This window comes from Pseudomonas fluorescens Q2-87, from assembly GCF_000281895.1.
GTDB classification, from domain to species: domain Bacteria; phylum Pseudomonadota; class Gammaproteobacteria; order Pseudomonadales; family Pseudomonadaceae; genus Aquipseudomonas; species Aquipseudomonas fluorescens_S.
Genome location: NZ_CM001558.1, coordinates 1,836,910 through 1,852,222 on the forward strand (window position 1 = coordinate 1,836,910; position 15,313 = coordinate 1,852,222).

Sequence of the window (15,313 nt, forward strand, 5' to 3'; positions counted from 1 at the left end):
AAGGCTTGGAAGGCGCGGGCATGCCGGTTGGATCGTGCCCGTTTGTAAAACGATTGTCGGCGCAGGCGATTTAACGATTGATAGCCAGAGAAACACGTCGTGGCGAGGGAGCTTGCTCCCGCTGGGCTGCGCAGCGGCCCCAAGATTTTGCGGTCGCTGCGCAACCGAGCGGGAGCAAGCTCCCTCGCCACGGAGGCCTGTCTCAGCGGCATCAGCGGGGTCACATGTCCCGCGCCACCCGCAACCCCAGCCAATCGCCCCTGGCATCGGGGTACACCGCGTTGCGGTTGCCCGAACGGGAGAACACCGGTGCTTCGCCCCAGTCGTTGCCACGGATACGCCGCGCCTTGCAGTCGCCGCTGAGCCAGGCGCTGCCGTCGCTCGGAGCGTCGACGTAGTTTTCGTTGTAGCAATCGGCCGTCCACTCGTAGACGTTGCCATGCATGTCGTAGACGCCGAAGTCATTGGCCGCGAAGCTGCCGGCCGGTGCGGTGAAGTTGTAGCCGTCGGCCGCGCCGTAGGTGTTGGCGTGTTGGGCGATGCTGTACGGCTTGCCTTCATCGAACGGGAAGGGGAACGGGCCGGTGCTGCCGCCACGTGCTGCGTATTCGCGCAGGGATTCGCTGACCAGCCGGTACTGTTTGCCGGTTTTTTTCGACAGCCACGCGACGTAGGCGTTGGCCTCGGCGAAATCCATGCACACCGCCGGGTGTCGGTCGGTGTATTGCTTGTGTGGGTCGCTGCCCTGGTAGTCGGGGACGCCGGCCTTGCACGCGCGACCGGGGCGCTTGTCGCCGTCGGGCATCGAGTAGCCGCTGTCGCGCAGATAGGCGAACCACTCGCCTTTCAACACCTGGAAACGACTGATCGCCAGCGGCTTGGCGAAGGTCACCGGGTGCATCGGGCCTTCGTCCGGCTCGCGGCCGACCTCATCGTCGGGGGTGCCCATCTGGAACGTGCCGGTGGGCAGCACGACCATTTCCGGGCAGTCCTTGCAGTCGCGGAACACCTGGCCCGGTTGCGAGGCCTGGGCGCCTGAGGGCAGCAGGGCGGCGAGAACCAGTGCTGGAAATAGCTTCAACGAAGAACTGTTCATCCGTCTCTCTCGATAAAGGTCAGAGTGTTTTGCTTAGCAAGCCCATGAAACGGTCGATCTCGGCTTCGTTGTTGAGCAACCCCGGTGCGGTGCGGATCACCGGCCCTGCGTCGCGGTGCACAGCGTCGGCAATCACTCGGTTCTTCATCAGGTAGCCGGCGATTTCATCGCTCTCGCGACCCTTGATCCGGAAGAAGGTGAAACCGGCCGACAGCTCCGGGCTCAGGGGTGTGACCAGCTCGATTGGCGGCTTCGCCAGCAGATGTTTTTTCAGGTAAGTGTTGAGGGCATGGATGCGCGCTTGCACGTCGGCCTTGCCCAGTTGCAGGTGCAGCTTGAACGCCTCGTCCGCGGCCCAGCGATGCTCGAAGGCGTGGTAGCCGCCCGGTGTCATGGTGGTGGAAAACGCCGTGGCTTCGGAAAAGGTCGGGATGATCGGCGTGACGTACTTGACCTCTTCGCTGCGGCTACACACCAGGCCGGTGCCCCGTGGGCCGAACATCCATTTGTGGGTGCCGGCGATGAAGAAATCGCAATTCATGGCGGGGAAACCGAGGTCCTCGACGCCGAAACCGTGCACACCATCGACCACGTAAATGATGCGCTGCTCGTCGCTGCGGCCCTGGTTGTGCTTGTCCACCAGCGCGCCGATCTTGCCGATGGGCAACTTCACGCCGCTGCCCGAATGCACCCAGGTCATGCCCAATACCCGGGTTTCGGGGCGGATATTGCGGTCGATGCCCGAGAGGATTTCTTCCTCGCTGGCGTCATGGGCCTTCTCGAACAGTTTGATTTTGCGCACCCGGGTGCCGTCGCGCTGGGTGCGCAGGCTGAGAATGGTGTGGGTGGCGTAGTGTTCGTGGGCCGTGGTGAGGATTTCCTGGTCGGCGCCGACATGGACCCCGCCGTAGATCATGGCCAGGCCCTCGGTGGTGCTGCCGGTGAGGGCGATCTGTTTCGGGTTCGCTTGCAGGTAACGGCCAGCCCAGGCCCGCACGTTTTCTTCACGCTCCTCGGTGACGCCCAAGTCCCAGTCCATCAACAGCCCGGGGTTTTTATCCAGGGCGGCGCGGTGTTTTTCGATGGCCTCGCGTACCGGGCGCGGGTGGGTGGTGACCAGGAAGTTGGAGAAGTGCAGGTAGTCCGGGTCCTGGTCGAACAGCGTGCGCAATTGCGCCCATTTGTTGCGTGGCAATGGCGGCAGCGAATCGGCGACGGCTGTGGTTGGCAGGCTGGCGGCCAGCGGCAAACCGGCGGCGAGGATCCCGGCTTGCTTCAAGAACGTCCGGCGTTCATTCATGGCTGGACGGCCTTCTGGGTCGAGGCGACGGCGGGCCGGGCGGCTTTCTGGACCCGATCCCAGACCCGCAGGAAATTGGCGCCCCACAGTTTGGCGATGTCGGCTTCCGAGTAGCCACGGGTCAGCAGTTCGGCGGTGACGTTGCGGATGTCGCCGACGTTCTCCCAGCCTTTCACGCCACCGCCTTCATTGAAGTCCGAACTGATGCCGACGTGGTCGATGCCGATCTTGCGCACCGTGTAGTCGATGGCGTCCCCCAAGTCCTTGAGGCTGGCCTTGGGTTCCTCTTCGAGAATGCCGTAGAGCTGGCCAGCGTATTCGCCGAATTTCTGCTCAGGCCACGCGGCAATGATCGGGTCGCCGGGCATCAGCGCCATGGCGAGGTTGGGCAATGGCGGCAAGTCGAAGCGTTCGCGCAGGGCGTTGAGCTTGTCCTGGGTTTTTTGCGTCAGCGGGCGCAGGTACTGCGAGAAACCGACGATCTGCACCACGCCGCCACTGGCCTTGATCAACTGCATTTCCTTGTCGCTGAGGTTGCGCGGGATGTCCACCATTGCCCGTGGCGCCGAATGCGAGGCCACCAGTGGCGTGCGGCTCAGGTGTGCGACTTGCTCCAGGGCCAGGGTCGACATTTGCGACACGTCGATGATCACGCCGAGGTCGTTCAGGCGTGTGACCGCTTGCTTGCCGATATCCGACAGGCCGCCGAGGGCGTCCGGCGAGTCGTTGAAAAACGGCAGTGGGCGAGACGAATCGGCCCAATCGTTGTTGCCGATGTAGCTGAAACCGAACATGCGCATGCCCCGCGCCGTCCACAGGTCGAGCAGGTTCAGGTCGTGGCCGAGGGGGTAGGCGTTGAGCATGCTGATGAAAATCGCAAACTTGCCTTCGCCATGCAGGCGGCGAAAATCATCCGGGGTGTAGGCGATGGCGACCTGGTTGGGGAAGTCGCGGACCATGCCGCTGATGATCTTGTAGCGCACCTCCTGCTGGTTGCGCGCCTCTTCGACGAAACCGGCGGTGGGCTTGTGCGGCGCGTTGGGGCCGTTCCACAGCTCGGGCCAGCCGAAGATCGTCAGCGCGGCGCCGGACAGGTGACCGCGATTGGCTTTCACCAGGTCGAACTGGCCTTTGCCATCCTTGTCGGCCTCATTGCCGGCGGTGCCGAAATCCAGCGGCACGGTGATGTGGCTGTCGAAGGAGAGCAGGCGCTCATGCAGCTCCCGGGCTTGCTTCATCACCTTGACCGCGTAGCCGGGGTTATCCCGCCACCAGTGATCCCAAGCTGCCAGGCCGCCACCCACCACCAGCGCCAGGGCCAGGGGCACGCCAGTGAAAAGAGCCTTTTTCGAACGTGGTGTTGTCATTGCCGATCTCAGTCAGGTTCGCCGCGGGGGCCTTTGCTATCTGGGGAGAACGAGTGATCGGCGGGGAAATTTAGGTGGCTTAAAGGGCCGCTTCGCGAGCAGGCTCGCTCACACAGTGGGAATGCGGTCACCTGTGGGAGCGGGCTTGCTCGCGAAAACGGTGGGTCAGTTTGCATCGATGTTGGATGTGCCGACGCCTTCGCGAGCAAGCCCGCTCCCACACTCGCTCTGTGATGTTCATAAATTCGGTGCCCAACACAAAACCTGTGGGAGCGAGCCTGCTCGCGATGAGGCCGTCACGAACACCCTTAAATTTGTTGCTTCAGCCATCGTCCTAGCTTGGATAAAGCCCGCTCCAGGGCTGGAAACAGGTAAGGCAATGACGATTTCTCGACGATGGTTCATGGCAGGCCTGGCGCTGACCGGTGCCGCCGTGCCTGCGGTGTATTACGGGCATCGCGAACTGACCCGGCCGGACCCGACCATCACCCCCGGCGAAGCCTCGTTCGATGTGGCGGACGTCGCGGGCCAGCGCCTGGCCAATACGCTGCGGGGGATCTGGACAATCCGTTTCACCGGCCGCGACGCCGGCCTCGACGGCTTGCCCCGGGACGAACTCCAAGTGTTTCTCGACATTGGCCACAAGGGCCGTGGCCTGGTGGGATGCCTCGACACCGCCGAACGGCTGCGCGCTGGTGAAGAGCCGCGCTATCGGGTGCTCGGCGATCTGGCCGGCACCGACCCCAAGCAACTGAGTTGGCGACTGATCCGGACCGAGGCCTCGGATGGCGCGCCGGACTACGAATTCACCATGACCCTCGACGAGGTCTGGGCCGGCTTCGGCAATGCCGGCCCCGCGACCCTCAGCGGTAAGGTGTTGCGGCTGGATCGCCCGTTGGCCCTGCCTGAGCTCGACAACCAGTTCGTCGCCCGCAAACAACCGTTCCCCGAGGCCCGCGAACGTACGCCGCTGAGCCCAGCATTGCTGGCTTGGCTGGTCTCGCCCGAGCATCGGTTGTTTCACCAGCTCTGGCATGCTTCGCGGGACAAGTGGCACAGCCTGGACGAAGACAAGCGCAACGCCTTGCGCGGCATCGGCTGGCAGCCCGGGCCCAGGGATCAAGAGCGCGATGCCCGTGGGCCGCGCAAAGACCGCAATGGCTCGGGCATCGATTTCTTTTTCATGCACCGGCGCATGCTTGGCACGGCGCGTTCCTTTCAGCCGCTGCCGTCATGGTCGAGTTTCCCGTTGCCGCAACCGGAACTGGAACGCGATCGCCTTGGCTTCGCCCGCTATTTCGATAACCACGACGGCACGGCGCTGCCGCCGACCTGGCTGGCCAGGGGTGACGAGCAGTACGCGCAATGGGTGAGTGATATCAAGACCGCCGAGACCTATCACAGCAATTTCCAGGTATGGGAATCGCGCTACCGCGACCCGCGCTATCTGTCGAAACTCTCCTTGGGCCAGTTTGGCTCGGAAGTGGAACTGGGCCTGCACGATTGGTTGCACATGCGCTGGGCCTCGGTGCCGCGTGACCCGTCCAACGGCCACCCAGTGCCGTTCGCCCGCGACCCGGCGGACTTCGCCCAGCGTTGGTACGCGCCGGAAAACGACTTCCTGGGCGATCCCTTCTCGTCCCACGTCAACCCAGTGTTCTGGGCCTTCCACGGCTGGATCGACGACCGCCTGGAAGACTGGTTCCGTGCCCATGAACGTTTTCATCCAGGCGAAGTGAGCCGCTTGCAAGTCAACGGCGTGCCCTGGTTCGCCCCGGGCCGCTGGGTGGAAATCGGCGACCCCTGGCTGGGGCCGGACACCCACGGCTGCAGCACCACGCCAGGCCTGCAAGTCGGACGCTCGGTGGAGATGGACCCGGAAACCATGAAACTGGCGCTGCGCATCACCTTTGGCAGCGACGACGACAAGCTCTCGAAACTGTTCCGTCGCGTGCCGCAACGGCCGTGGTATGCGCGCAACCTCAAGAGCAAACCGGTGTAAAACCCCGCCTGACCCAAAAACTAAAGCGAACGCAGTTGTGGCGAGGGAGCTTGCTCCCGCTGGGCTGCGAAGCGGCCCCCAAACCAGCCCCCTCAAAAACATCTGACCCACCGAGGTGCCGGCCATTGGGGCTGCTGCGCAGCCCAGCGGGAGCAAGCTCCCTCGCCACGGGTGTCACTTGACTTGAGTGCGTTTAGCGCGGCGCGGCGATGTCCAATGCGCGGTTCGCCAACAGTTCACTCAGTTCGACCATCTGCTGGATCCCCAAGGCAAAATGCCGCCGCGAGCCGTCCAGTTCGAATGCCAGCTCGCTGGCCATGACATTGACCGAGGCGAGGGTTTCGCTGAGGTTGGCCAGCAGGCATTCCATGTCCGCGCCTTCTGCAACGGTGAACAACTGGCCCGGTGGCGGATTGGGTTTTTCAGGTTTGGGGTCGAGGTAAAAGGCGAGGGCGCGGTCGGCGGCTTCGTTGAGTTTTTTCGAATCGTCTTCGGGGGGATTGGGCGTGATCTTGAACATGGTGTAGCTCCTAGTATTGGTTTCAGGAGCCGACACTATCGCTACCAAACGATGGGGTGGCGGCCGTACGCGGGTTGGTAGACCGGAGCACTAGGAACCCGGCGCGCCCGAAGACGCCCTGCGCACGGCCACCATGAAACAGACACCGAGAAAGCATCTGTAGGAGGTGGCGCTTGCGCCTAGTTGACTCGCGGGCTACCAAACCCGATCGCTGACATCAGCGACCCGGAAACAATAAAAGCCGCGAGCCAGGCGCACAAGCCGGCGGATTCTGGCGCAGTTGTAGGTAACGGCGCAAGGTGATGTAGCCTGGCTCGGGAGTCCTACATGGCCGGATAAACAGAACCAAAGCCGGACAACATTTATGTGGAGAAGAATTATCCGTGGCGAGGGCGCCAGCTCGCTCCACAGGTTGCTGTGCCTGGCGCCTGTTCACGCAAGATGGCAGCGTCCTGCGCCATTGCCCACAGCTACGCCAGAATCCTCCGTCTTGTGCGTCTTGGGCTTCATCGGTAGGTTGAGTTTCGTCGCTGCGGTTCTCTGAGTTGGCCTGTATCCCCTCGGCTGATCTATACTGAGCAGGTATGAGCACGGTTTGTATTAAAAATCTATATAAAACAGTATGTTGTGTGTTGTTTGGACATAGGTGCTGTCTGAGGTGAGAAATGATTATCGAAGAGCGTGTCAGGAGATCAATCGCCTTGCGAAAGGACGACGTGTTTCTGCGCTCTGAATTTTCCAAATTCGGCAGCCCCGCACAGGTATCCCGAGCATTGCGTCATCTGGTGGCTAGCGGTGTATTGGTCAGACTTGGCGTTGGCGTCTTCGCAAAGGCTAAAACCAGTGTGCTCACCGGTAAGCCAATCCCGATACGTCCACTTGAAGTTCTGGCGCCTCTGGCTTTGCAAAAGCTTGGCGTGAAGATCACGGCGGGGCGCGCGTTGCGTGAATATAATGCCAGCGATAGTTTACAACTACCCGCCGGCGTTGTTTTTGATACAGGGTCACGCCGTATTAACCGGAAGCTCGGCTTTGGTGGGCGCTACGTAGTTTATGAAAACCATCACGCCTGATCAGGTTGAGTTAATTGATGCGGTACTGGCTGAAGTTGACGTCGGTTTTCTGACCGCTAGCATCCTGGAAAAAGACATCCATGTAACCGATGCCTTGCAGCAACTGATGGGAATACAATTCCCGGGCATTCGATTAGTGTTTTGCGGTGGGACGAGCTTGTCAAAGGCCTATCGATTGATCGAGCGTATGTCAGAAGACGTTGACTTGAAGATCGTATGGGATGAGTCGAGCATGTTCAGCGCTTCGGCTCAAAAGCGACACCTCAGCCAGTTGAAGGCTGAGGTGTCCCAAGCGCTCGCTAGGCTTGGCTTCGAAGAAACCGTGGACGCGCGTATTGCCCGGAATGAAAACCGATATTTCTCCAGTCGTTGGCAATATGCACCCCAATACCCGCACGACGTGAGTTTGCGTCCTTATCTGAGCCTCGAACTGACCGCACGAACTCCCGAGTTCGAAATGACCCTGCGACCGCTGGAACACCTGGTCGATAGACTTGCCGCAAAGCCTGGGTACATGGGAAGTATTCTTTGTGTAGCGGTTGAAGAAACGCTTTCGGAAAAAGTAATTTCATTTCTTCGGCGTTATGCCCAACACCAGGCCGGGGCTATGCTTCAGCCGTGGGACGATACGTTGGTGCGTCATATCTACGATATTTATTGCATCAGTGTTGACGATCCTGCAGTCAGCGAACGAGCCGCCAGCGGTTTCAAAAAGCTGGTTGAATTCGATGCCGCTGAGTTTGGTCGACAGTTTCCTCCGTTCGCTGCCAATCCAGGAAAGGTCATGCAGGGGGCTTTGGATCAAACAAGCTCGGACGCGGCGATTCGTGGCCAATATGACGCGAGGCTGATGCCGCTGATTTTTGGATCCGTCCGCCCAAGCTTCGATGAGGCTTTTGCTGTGTTTCGTGAGCATGCCGAGGCGTTAATTCGGACTCTTTGAATTATTGGTCAGATTAGTTGGCCCCCGCTGCGCTTGATGTCATTTGGCTTTAGCCTTACATCCCCCGCCAACCCCCACCCAACGCCTTGTACAACGCCACACCCGCCTGCACCCGCGCCAGCTTTAGTTGCACGTTCATATCCTGGGCTGCGTAAAGGGTGCGTTGGGTTTCCAGCACGGTGAGCAAATCCTCGGCGCCGGCCTGGTAGCGGCGCTGGGCGATGTCGAAGGCGGTCTGGGCCTGGTGCAGTTCTTCGGTTTGCCACTGCCGTTGCTGGTCGAGGCCGTTGATGCTGTTGAGGGCTTTTTCGACGTCGGCGAAGCCGTTGATGATGGCGGCTCGATAGAGCTCCAGCAGTTCTTCCTGGCGTGCGGTGGCTTTGTCCCGTTCGGCCCTCAAGCGGCCGTTGTTGAAGATTGGCGTGGCGAGGCCGGCGCTGAGGTTGTAGACGTTGTTGCGCAGCAACTGGTCGGCGATGTCGCCGCCGGTGGCCAGGCTCAGGCCCAGGGTCACGGACGGCAGCATGGCAGCGCGAGCTACGCTGATATCCGCCCGGGCGGCGCTGAGCCGTGCTTCGGCGGCGGCGATGTCGGGGCGTCGGCGCATCAGTTCGCTGGGTACTCCGGCGTCGATGGAAGGCCAACGCAGGCGGTCAAAAGGTTCGTCGTCGAGCCTGACCGACTGCACCGGTTGCCCCAGCAAAGTCGCCAGGGTAACCAAGGCCTCCCGTGCCTGTTGCTGCACCTGGGGCAACCGGCGTTGCTGCGCCGCCACCAGGCTTTTTTGCTGGGACAGTTCGAGGGCCGTGGCGCTGCCGGCATCGTAGCGGGTTTGCACCAGGTCGAGCACACGCTGGGCGTTGCCCAGGTTTTGCTCGGCGATGCGCTGTTGTTCGCGCAGGGACAACGCCTGGGTGTAGCTGTTGGCGACGCCGCTGAGCAGGGTCAACTCCACGGTCGCCCGGTCGAACTGGCTGGCGGATAAACTGCTCAACGCACTGTCGCGGGCCGCCCGTTTACCGCCCCAGAAATCCAGCTCATAGCTGGCACTGAGGTTGGCGTCGTAGTAGTCGATGGTGCGGTTTTCCCGATCCACGTCCAACTGGCTGTAGCCCTTGCCTCGCAGCAGTTCCTGGCGATTACCGTTGAGCCTGGCCTGGACTTCCGGTAGCAACGGCGCGCCGGCGATCACGGCACTGGCCTGGGCCTGGCGAACCCGGGCCATGGCGGCGGCCAGGTCATGGCTGTCCAGGCGCGCCTGTTCGATCAAGCGGTTCAGCTGCGGACTGCCAAACTGTGTCCACCATTGCGTGTTATCGGCGCGAGTGCTGGGCGCGTCGAGGTTCTGCCAGGCCAATGGCGGTTGGATGCCACTGTCCGGTGCCTGCGAAGGCGTGCCGCAAGCCGCCAGTAACAGGCCGGCGGCCAGGAGGGCCAGGTGCGTTTTCATAGGATGAGGTTCATTCACTGGTGAGGGCCGCGACCGGGTCGAGGCGGGCGGCCTTGCGGGCCGGCATGAAGCCGAAGACGACGCCGGTGACCAGGGCACAGCCGAAGGCGCCGAACACCGCCAGCCATTCGAACGCCACGGCGATCTTGCCCAGCACCAACGCGCCGCCCACCAGCAGGGCCAGGCCGATGCCCGCCAGCCCGCCGACCACCGAGAGCATCACCGCTTCGGTGAGAAACTGGCGCAGGATGTCGCGCTGGCGAGCGCCAGTGGCCATGCGAATGCCGATCTCCCGGGTCCGTTCGCGCACGGTCATGAGCATGATGTTCATCACGCCGATGCCACCCACCAGCAGCGAAATCGCCGCGATGGCTCCTAGCATCAGTGACAGCGTGCCCTGGGTGCGGGCCTCGGCCTGGATCATCGCGGCGTTGTTGGTCAATTCGAAATCCTGCTGGCCGTCATGCAGGCTCAACAGCGTGCGAGAGACGGCTTGCTCGGCCTCCTTGACCTTGCCCGCGTCCCTGGCGGCGATCACCACATACTCGGGGTGACGCGTGCCGAACAGCCGCACACTGGCGGCGGAGTAGGGCACGGCGATGCGGTTGTCGGCGTCGGAATCTCCGGAGCTGGCGCCTTTTTCGGCCAGTACCCCGACGACCTGGAACGGCACGTTTTCGATCAGGATGTAGCGGCCGATGGGGTCGGCGACGTCCTTGAGCAGCTTTTGCCGGACCTTGTGGCCGATCACCGCAATCGCTGCGGCGCTGCGTTCATCGGCGTCGGTAAAATAGCTGCCCTGGGCCACCGGCCAATTGAAGATGATCGGGAAATTCGTGTCGTTGCCGCCCACGTAGCTGGTGTGGTCGAGGTTGCCGAACCTCACATTGGCGTTGGCACCGTTCACCGGCATGATGCGCTGCACCTCGGGCAGGGCGGCGAGGGCGCTCAGGTCATGTTCGCTGATGATGCCCTTGGCGGCGCGCGGATTGGGCGCGCTGCCGTTGAGGTAGATGATGTTCGAGCCGAAGGCGCCCATCTGGGCCATGACCTGGCGCTTGCTGCCTTCGCCCACCGCCAGCATGACCACCACCGAGGCCACGCCGATGACGATGCCGAGCAAGGTCAGGGCGGTGCGGAAGCGGTTGATCCACATGACGCGCCACGCCGCCTGCACCGCGTCGATCAGTTCACCTTTCCAGGCGCCGTTGTGTTCGCTGCCGGCACTCAGGCGCTGGCGCAGATCCACGGCTTGCAATGCCTTGGCGTTGGCCTGCGGTGCGGCGGTGGCGCTGTCGCTGATGATCAATCCGTCGCGGATCTCGATGATGCGCTTGGCCCGGGCCGCCACTTCACGGTCGTGGGTGATCAGGATCACCACGTGGCCCTGGCTGGCCAGTTCATCGAGCAACGCCATGACTTCAATGCCGCTCTGGCTGTCGAGGGCGCCGGTGGGTTCGTCGGCGAGGATGATATGGCCGCCGTTCATCAATGCCCGGGCAATCGATACCCGTTGCTGCTGGCCGCCTGACAACTGGTGCGGACGGTTGCCGGTGCGGCTGGCCAGGCCCAGGCGTTCGAGTAGGGCGCTGGCGCGGGCGTGACGCTCCACGGCGGAGGTGCCGGCATAGATGGCCGGCATCTCGACGTTTTCCTGGGCGGTGCCGGAGGGGATCAGGTGATAGCCCTGGAACACGAACCCGAACGCTTCGCGCCGCAGCCAGGCCAATTCATCGCTATTCAGGTGGGCGACGTCTTCACCGGCAAAACGGTACTCGCCGGTTGTGGGGCGGTCGAGGCAGCCGAGGATGTTCATCAGGGTGGATTTACCGGAGCCGGACGCCCCGACAATCGCCAGGAACTCCCCGGCGTGAATGGACAGGTCGATGCCCCGCAGCACCTCCACCCGAGGGCTGTCGCCGCCACCGTAGGCCTTGCGAATGTCCCGCAATTCGATCAGGGGTGTGTTCATTCAGCCCCCGCTGCCGGTGGCTGGGCCGATCAGCACCTGCTCGCCCTCGCGCAGCCCGTCGAGCACTTGGGTGCGCAAGCGATCACTGACGCCGGTGCGCACGGCACGCGCCTGGACATCGCCATTGTCGGCCAGCACTTGCACCTGGCCAGCGTTGTCCTGCAACGCGGCGGTCGGCACGGTCAGCACGCCTCGCGCCTCGGCGGCGACGAAGAAGACTTGGGCGGTCATGTCGGTCATCAGCGTGCGGTCGGCATTGTCGACATCGAGCAGCACGGTATAGAGCACCACCCGTTCGCTGCCGCTGCGGCCACCGGTGGGGCTGCCGCCCTGGCTGGCCTCCAGCGGGCGCGGCGGCACCGGCAGGATCTGGCGCACAGTGCTGCTCCAGCGCCGGGTGCCGCCTGACAACGTGGTGAAATAAGCGGTCATGCCGGGTTTGACGTGACCGATGTCCGCTTCCGAGACTTCGGCCCATACCGTCATCGGCGTCAGGCGGGCGATGCGCAGGATCAACGGGGTTTGTTGCTGGGCGTTGAGGGTCTGGCCTTCCCGCGCGCCGACAGCGACCACGGTGCCGCTCATGGGCGCGTAGATTCGCGTGTAGCCCAACTCGGCCTCGTCACTGCGCAAACTGGCCTGGGCCTGACGGATCTGGGCCTGGAACATGTCGATGCGCGCCTGGGTCGCCCGCACCTCGGCCTGGGCGGTCTGCACGTCTTCCTCGCGAGTGGCGCCGCCGGCCTTGAGTTGCTGCTGGCGGCGAAATTTCTGCTGCGCCAGGTCGTGCTGGGCTCGTTGTTCCTGGAGTTGAGCCTTGAGGTTTTCAATCGAGAAACGTCCGGCGTCGAGCCGGGCTTTTTGCGTGGAGGGGTCGATTTCGACCAGCAACTGGCCTTCGCGCACTTCGTCGCCGGCTTCTACATGGATCTTCTGGATCTGCCCGGACGCCTGGGCGCCTACGTCCACGTAGCGCCGCGGCTGCAGGGTGCCCAGGGCGGTGACGCTGTTTTCGATATCGCCACGGCTGACGGGCGCGATGGCAAGCGGCGCACGGCTGGGCGCAACCGCTTGCCACGCGGCGAACGCCACGGCCGGAAGCAGGGCGAAGGTTAAAAGCCAGGCGCGTCGGGTAGGGCGGGGACGTTTCATACAGGGTTCCGGCCGGTGGTATCGGGCCCGTCCCAGGAAGGGCAGGGACGGGAGGCTGTTCTGGTAGACGAGCGCTTGGGGCGGGAATTTACTGGTTTGGAGCACTGGGTAGCAGGTTAACAAATCAACTGAAGCGACCCCCGATCCCCGTGGCGAGGGAGCTTGCTCCCGCTGGGGCGCGAAGCGGCCCTGAAGCCTGAGTCCCGGATCCTCCAGGTTCAAGGGGGACGTCTGTTTTGGGCCTGCTGCGCAGTCCAGCGGGAGCAAGCTCCCTCGCCACAAAAGCAATGCCTGACGCCGAATCAGATAAACCAATCAACCCCGATACAAAGCAAAGCTTTAAATCTATATGAGAATTACTATAAATTACGTCATTGAATCTGCCACCATCGTGCCACTGCCTGTTCCAGGCGTGCCGGGTGGCACAGGGATAGCTGGCGCAGCCCTTGCGCACGGGAGTCATGTTGGAAAACTACTATCGCGAGCTGGTGTGTTTCCTGAACGCCAGGCTAGGCAACCGCCAGGCGGCCGAGGATGTGGTGCATGACGCCTATGTGCGGGTGCTGGAGCGCGCCAGCGATACGCCCATCGAACAACCCCGGGCGTTTCTGTACCGCACGGCATTGAATCTGGTGATCGACGGCCATCGGCGCAATACCCTGCGCCAGGCCGAGTCGTTGGATGTGCTGGACAGCGAAGAACGTTTCTTCACGCCGTCGCCCCATGCCAGCTTCGATCATCGCCAGCGCCTGGACATGCTGCAGCGCGCCCTGGCCGAGCTGCCGCCGCTGTGCCGCGAGAGCTTCCTGTTGCGCAAGCTCGAAGGCTTGTCCCACCCACAAATCGCCGCACGCCTGGGCCTTTCCCGGGCACTGGTGGAAAAACACATCGTCAACGCCATGAAGCACTGCCGCACCCGGATGCGCCAGTGGGACGGTTGCTGACCCATCCCGTGCGCTAAATTTTTTTTCATCGTCCTCGTTCCTACTCAACAGACGACTTGTCGGCTCGCCAAGAACCGGTCCAGTCACACCAGGCTTTTCGCGCCCTGTTGAGGGCTTCTCCAGAGGACACTGGACATGACACAGGCAATTGCATCGCCCATCGTTCACGACTTGATCGGCATCGGCTTCGGCCCCTCGAACCTGGCGCTGGCCATTGCGCTGCAGGAACGGGCCCCGGTCCAGGGCGAACTGGATGTGCTGTTCCTCGACAAGCAGGCCGACTACCGCTGGCACGGCAACACCCTGGTGACCCAAAGCGAGTTGCAGATTTCCTTCCTCAAGGACCTGGTGACCCTGCGCAACCCCACCAGCCCGTATTCGTTCGTCAATTACCTCAAGCACCATGGCCGGCTGGTGGACTTCATCAACCTCGGCACCTTCTACCCGTGCCGCATGGAGTACAACGATTACCTGCGCTGGGTCGCCGCGCAGTTCGCCGAACAGAGCCGCTACGGTGAAGACGTGCTGCGCATCGAACCGCTGCTGCACAACCAGCAGGTGGAAGCCTTGCGGGTGATTTCCCGCAACCAGCAAGGCGAAGAGTTCGTGCGTACCGCCCGTTCGGTGGTGGTCAGTGCTGGCGGTACGCCGCGCATTCCCGAGGCGTTCAAGGCCTTCAAGCAGGATGGCCGGGTGTTCCACCATTCCCAGTACCTGGAGCGCATGGCGACCCAGCCGTGCGTGAGCGGCCAGCCGATGAAGATCGCGATCGTCGGTGGCGGACAGAGCGCGGCGGAAGCCTTCATCGATCTCAACGACAGCTTCCCTTCGGTGCAGGTCGACATGATCCTGCGCGGCTCGGCCCTCAAGCCGGCGGACGACAGCCCGTTCGTCAATGAAGTGTTCTCCCCGGAATTCACCGACCTGGTGTTCCAGCAACCCCACAGCGAGCGCGAGCGGCTGGTCAACGAGTACCACAACACCAATTATTCGGTGGTGGACATCGACCTGATCGAACGCATCTACGGGATTTTCTATCGCCAGAAAGTCTCGGGCGTGGCCCGTCATGCGTTTCTTACCCTGACCACGATCGAGCAAGCCACGGCCACCGATACCGGCATTGAGCTGACGGTGCGCAACAACGCCACCGGCGAGCTGACCGTGCGTTGCTACGATGCCGTGGTGCTGGCCACCGGTTATGAGCGTCAAATGCACCGCACGTTGTTGGAGCCGCTGGCGCAATACCTCGGGGACTTCGAGGTGGACCGCAACTACAAGCTGATCACTGACGAGCGCTGCAAGGCGGCGATCTACATGCAGGGCTTCTGCCAGGCGAGCCATGGCTTGAGTGACACCTTGCTGTCGATCCTGCCGGTGCGTGCCGATGAAATTGCCGGTTCGCTCTATGAGCACGGGAAAAATCGCGGTCAGGCGCGTCCGGTACGCGATCTGTTACTCGCTGCCGTGTAGGCCCTGTGGAGCGAGCCTGCTCGC

At 62.6% G+C, this 15,313-nt stretch carries 12 protein-coding genes; 5 read left to right on the forward strand and 7 right to left on the reverse strand.

The genetic code is table 11. The features are described from left to right. Positions 1–220: 220 nt before the first annotated feature. Genes PFLQ2_RS19360 through pvdM form a run of 3 tightly spaced genes read right to left on the reverse strand, consistent with a single transcriptional unit; the run spans position 221 to position 3,763 of the window. On the reverse strand, positions 221–1,096 hold the full coding sequence (locus PFLQ2_RS19360; protein WP_003179650.1) for a formylglycine-generating enzyme family protein: 876 nt from the start codon (positions 1,094–1,096) through the stop codon (positions 221–223). A gap of 19 nt (positions 1,097–1,115) precedes the next feature. Further along, positions 1,116–2,396, reverse strand: a complete 1,281-nt coding sequence (locus PFLQ2_RS19355) for an aminotransferase class V-fold PLP-dependent enzyme (RefSeq protein WP_003179653.1) — start codon at positions 2,394–2,396, stop codon at positions 1,116–1,118. After that, positions 2,393–3,763, reverse strand: coding sequence for a pyoverdine-tailoring dipeptidase-like protein PvdM (gene pvdM, locus PFLQ2_RS19350; protein ID WP_003179655.1), 1,371 nt, complete (start codon positions 3,761–3,763; stop codon positions 2,393–2,395). The genes PFLQ2_RS19355 and pvdM overlap by 4 nt, the downstream gene beginning before the upstream one ends. 379 nt (positions 3,764–4,142) lie before the next feature. On the opposite strand from pvdM, the gene PFLQ2_RS19345 reads away from it, so the two are divergent. Next, entirely contained in the window at positions 4,143–5,765 is a 1,623-nt protein-coding gene (locus PFLQ2_RS19345; RefSeq protein WP_003179657.1) for a hypothetical protein, read from the forward strand. A gap of 193 nt (positions 5,766–5,958) precedes the next feature. Here the strand turns inward: PFLQ2_RS19345 and PFLQ2_RS27645 are convergent, their stop codons facing one another. Then, positions 5,959–6,285 carry a DUF6124 family protein gene (locus PFLQ2_RS27645; RefSeq protein ID WP_033045953.1) on the reverse strand — a complete coding sequence of 109 codons (327 nt, stop codon included), beginning with the start codon at positions 6,283–6,285 and terminating at the stop codon, positions 5,959–5,961. A gap of 665 nt (positions 6,286–6,950) precedes the next feature. Here PFLQ2_RS27645 and PFLQ2_RS28670 point away from each other — a divergent pair. Further along, positions 6,951–7,358: a DUF6088 family protein gene (locus tag PFLQ2_RS28670; protein ID WP_083455116.1), complete on the forward strand. Its 408-nt coding sequence runs from the start codon at positions 6,951–6,953 to the stop codon at positions 7,356–7,358. Continuing rightward, positions 7,339–8,301 carry a nucleotidyl transferase AbiEii/AbiGii toxin family protein gene (locus tag PFLQ2_RS19340; protein ID WP_003179659.1) on the forward strand — a complete coding sequence of 321 codons (963 nt, stop codon included), beginning with the start codon at positions 7,339–7,341 and terminating at the stop codon, positions 8,299–8,301. Before PFLQ2_RS28670 ends, PFLQ2_RS19340 begins: the two co-directional genes overlap by 20 nt. 55 nt (positions 8,302–8,356) lie before the next feature. On the opposite strand, the gene PFLQ2_RS19335 is transcribed toward PFLQ2_RS19340, so the two are convergent. Genes PFLQ2_RS19335 through PFLQ2_RS19325 form a run of 3 tightly spaced genes read right to left on the reverse strand, consistent with a single transcriptional unit; the run spans position 8,357 to position 12,875 of the window. Next, positions 8,357–9,751 carry an efflux transporter outer membrane subunit gene (locus PFLQ2_RS19335; RefSeq protein WP_003179661.1) on the reverse strand — a complete coding sequence of 465 codons (1,395 nt, stop codon included), beginning with the start codon at positions 9,749–9,751 and terminating at the stop codon, positions 8,357–8,359. Between the two features lie 10 nt (positions 9,752–9,761). Then, the gene (locus PFLQ2_RS19330; RefSeq protein WP_003179664.1) at positions 9,762–11,723 is read right to left on the reverse strand and encodes a MacB family efflux pump subunit; all 1,962 of its coding nucleotides are present in this window, start codon (positions 11,721–11,723) and stop codon (positions 9,762–9,764) included. Next, positions 11,724–12,875 (reverse strand): efflux RND transporter periplasmic adaptor subunit, encoded by a 1,152-nt coding sequence (locus PFLQ2_RS19325; protein WP_003179666.1) that lies wholly within the window; start codon positions 12,873–12,875, stop codon positions 11,724–11,726. Between the two features lie 461 nt (positions 12,876–13,336). Here PFLQ2_RS19325 and PFLQ2_RS19320 point away from each other — a divergent pair, with 461 nt between their 5' ends. Together PFLQ2_RS19320 and PFLQ2_RS19315 are read left to right on the forward strand one after the other, a co-directional pair. Further along, positions 13,337–13,819, forward strand: a complete 483-nt coding sequence (locus PFLQ2_RS19320) for a sigma-70 family RNA polymerase sigma factor (RefSeq protein ID WP_003179668.1) — start codon at positions 13,337–13,339, stop codon at positions 13,817–13,819. A 135-nt stretch (positions 13,820–13,954) separates the two neighbouring features. After that, on the forward strand, positions 13,955–15,289 hold the full coding sequence (locus PFLQ2_RS19315; RefSeq protein WP_003179670.1) for a lysine N(6)-hydroxylase/L-ornithine N(5)-oxygenase family protein: 1,335 nt from the start codon (positions 13,955–13,957) through the stop codon (positions 15,287–15,289). Positions 15,290–15,313 lie beyond the last annotated feature (24 nt).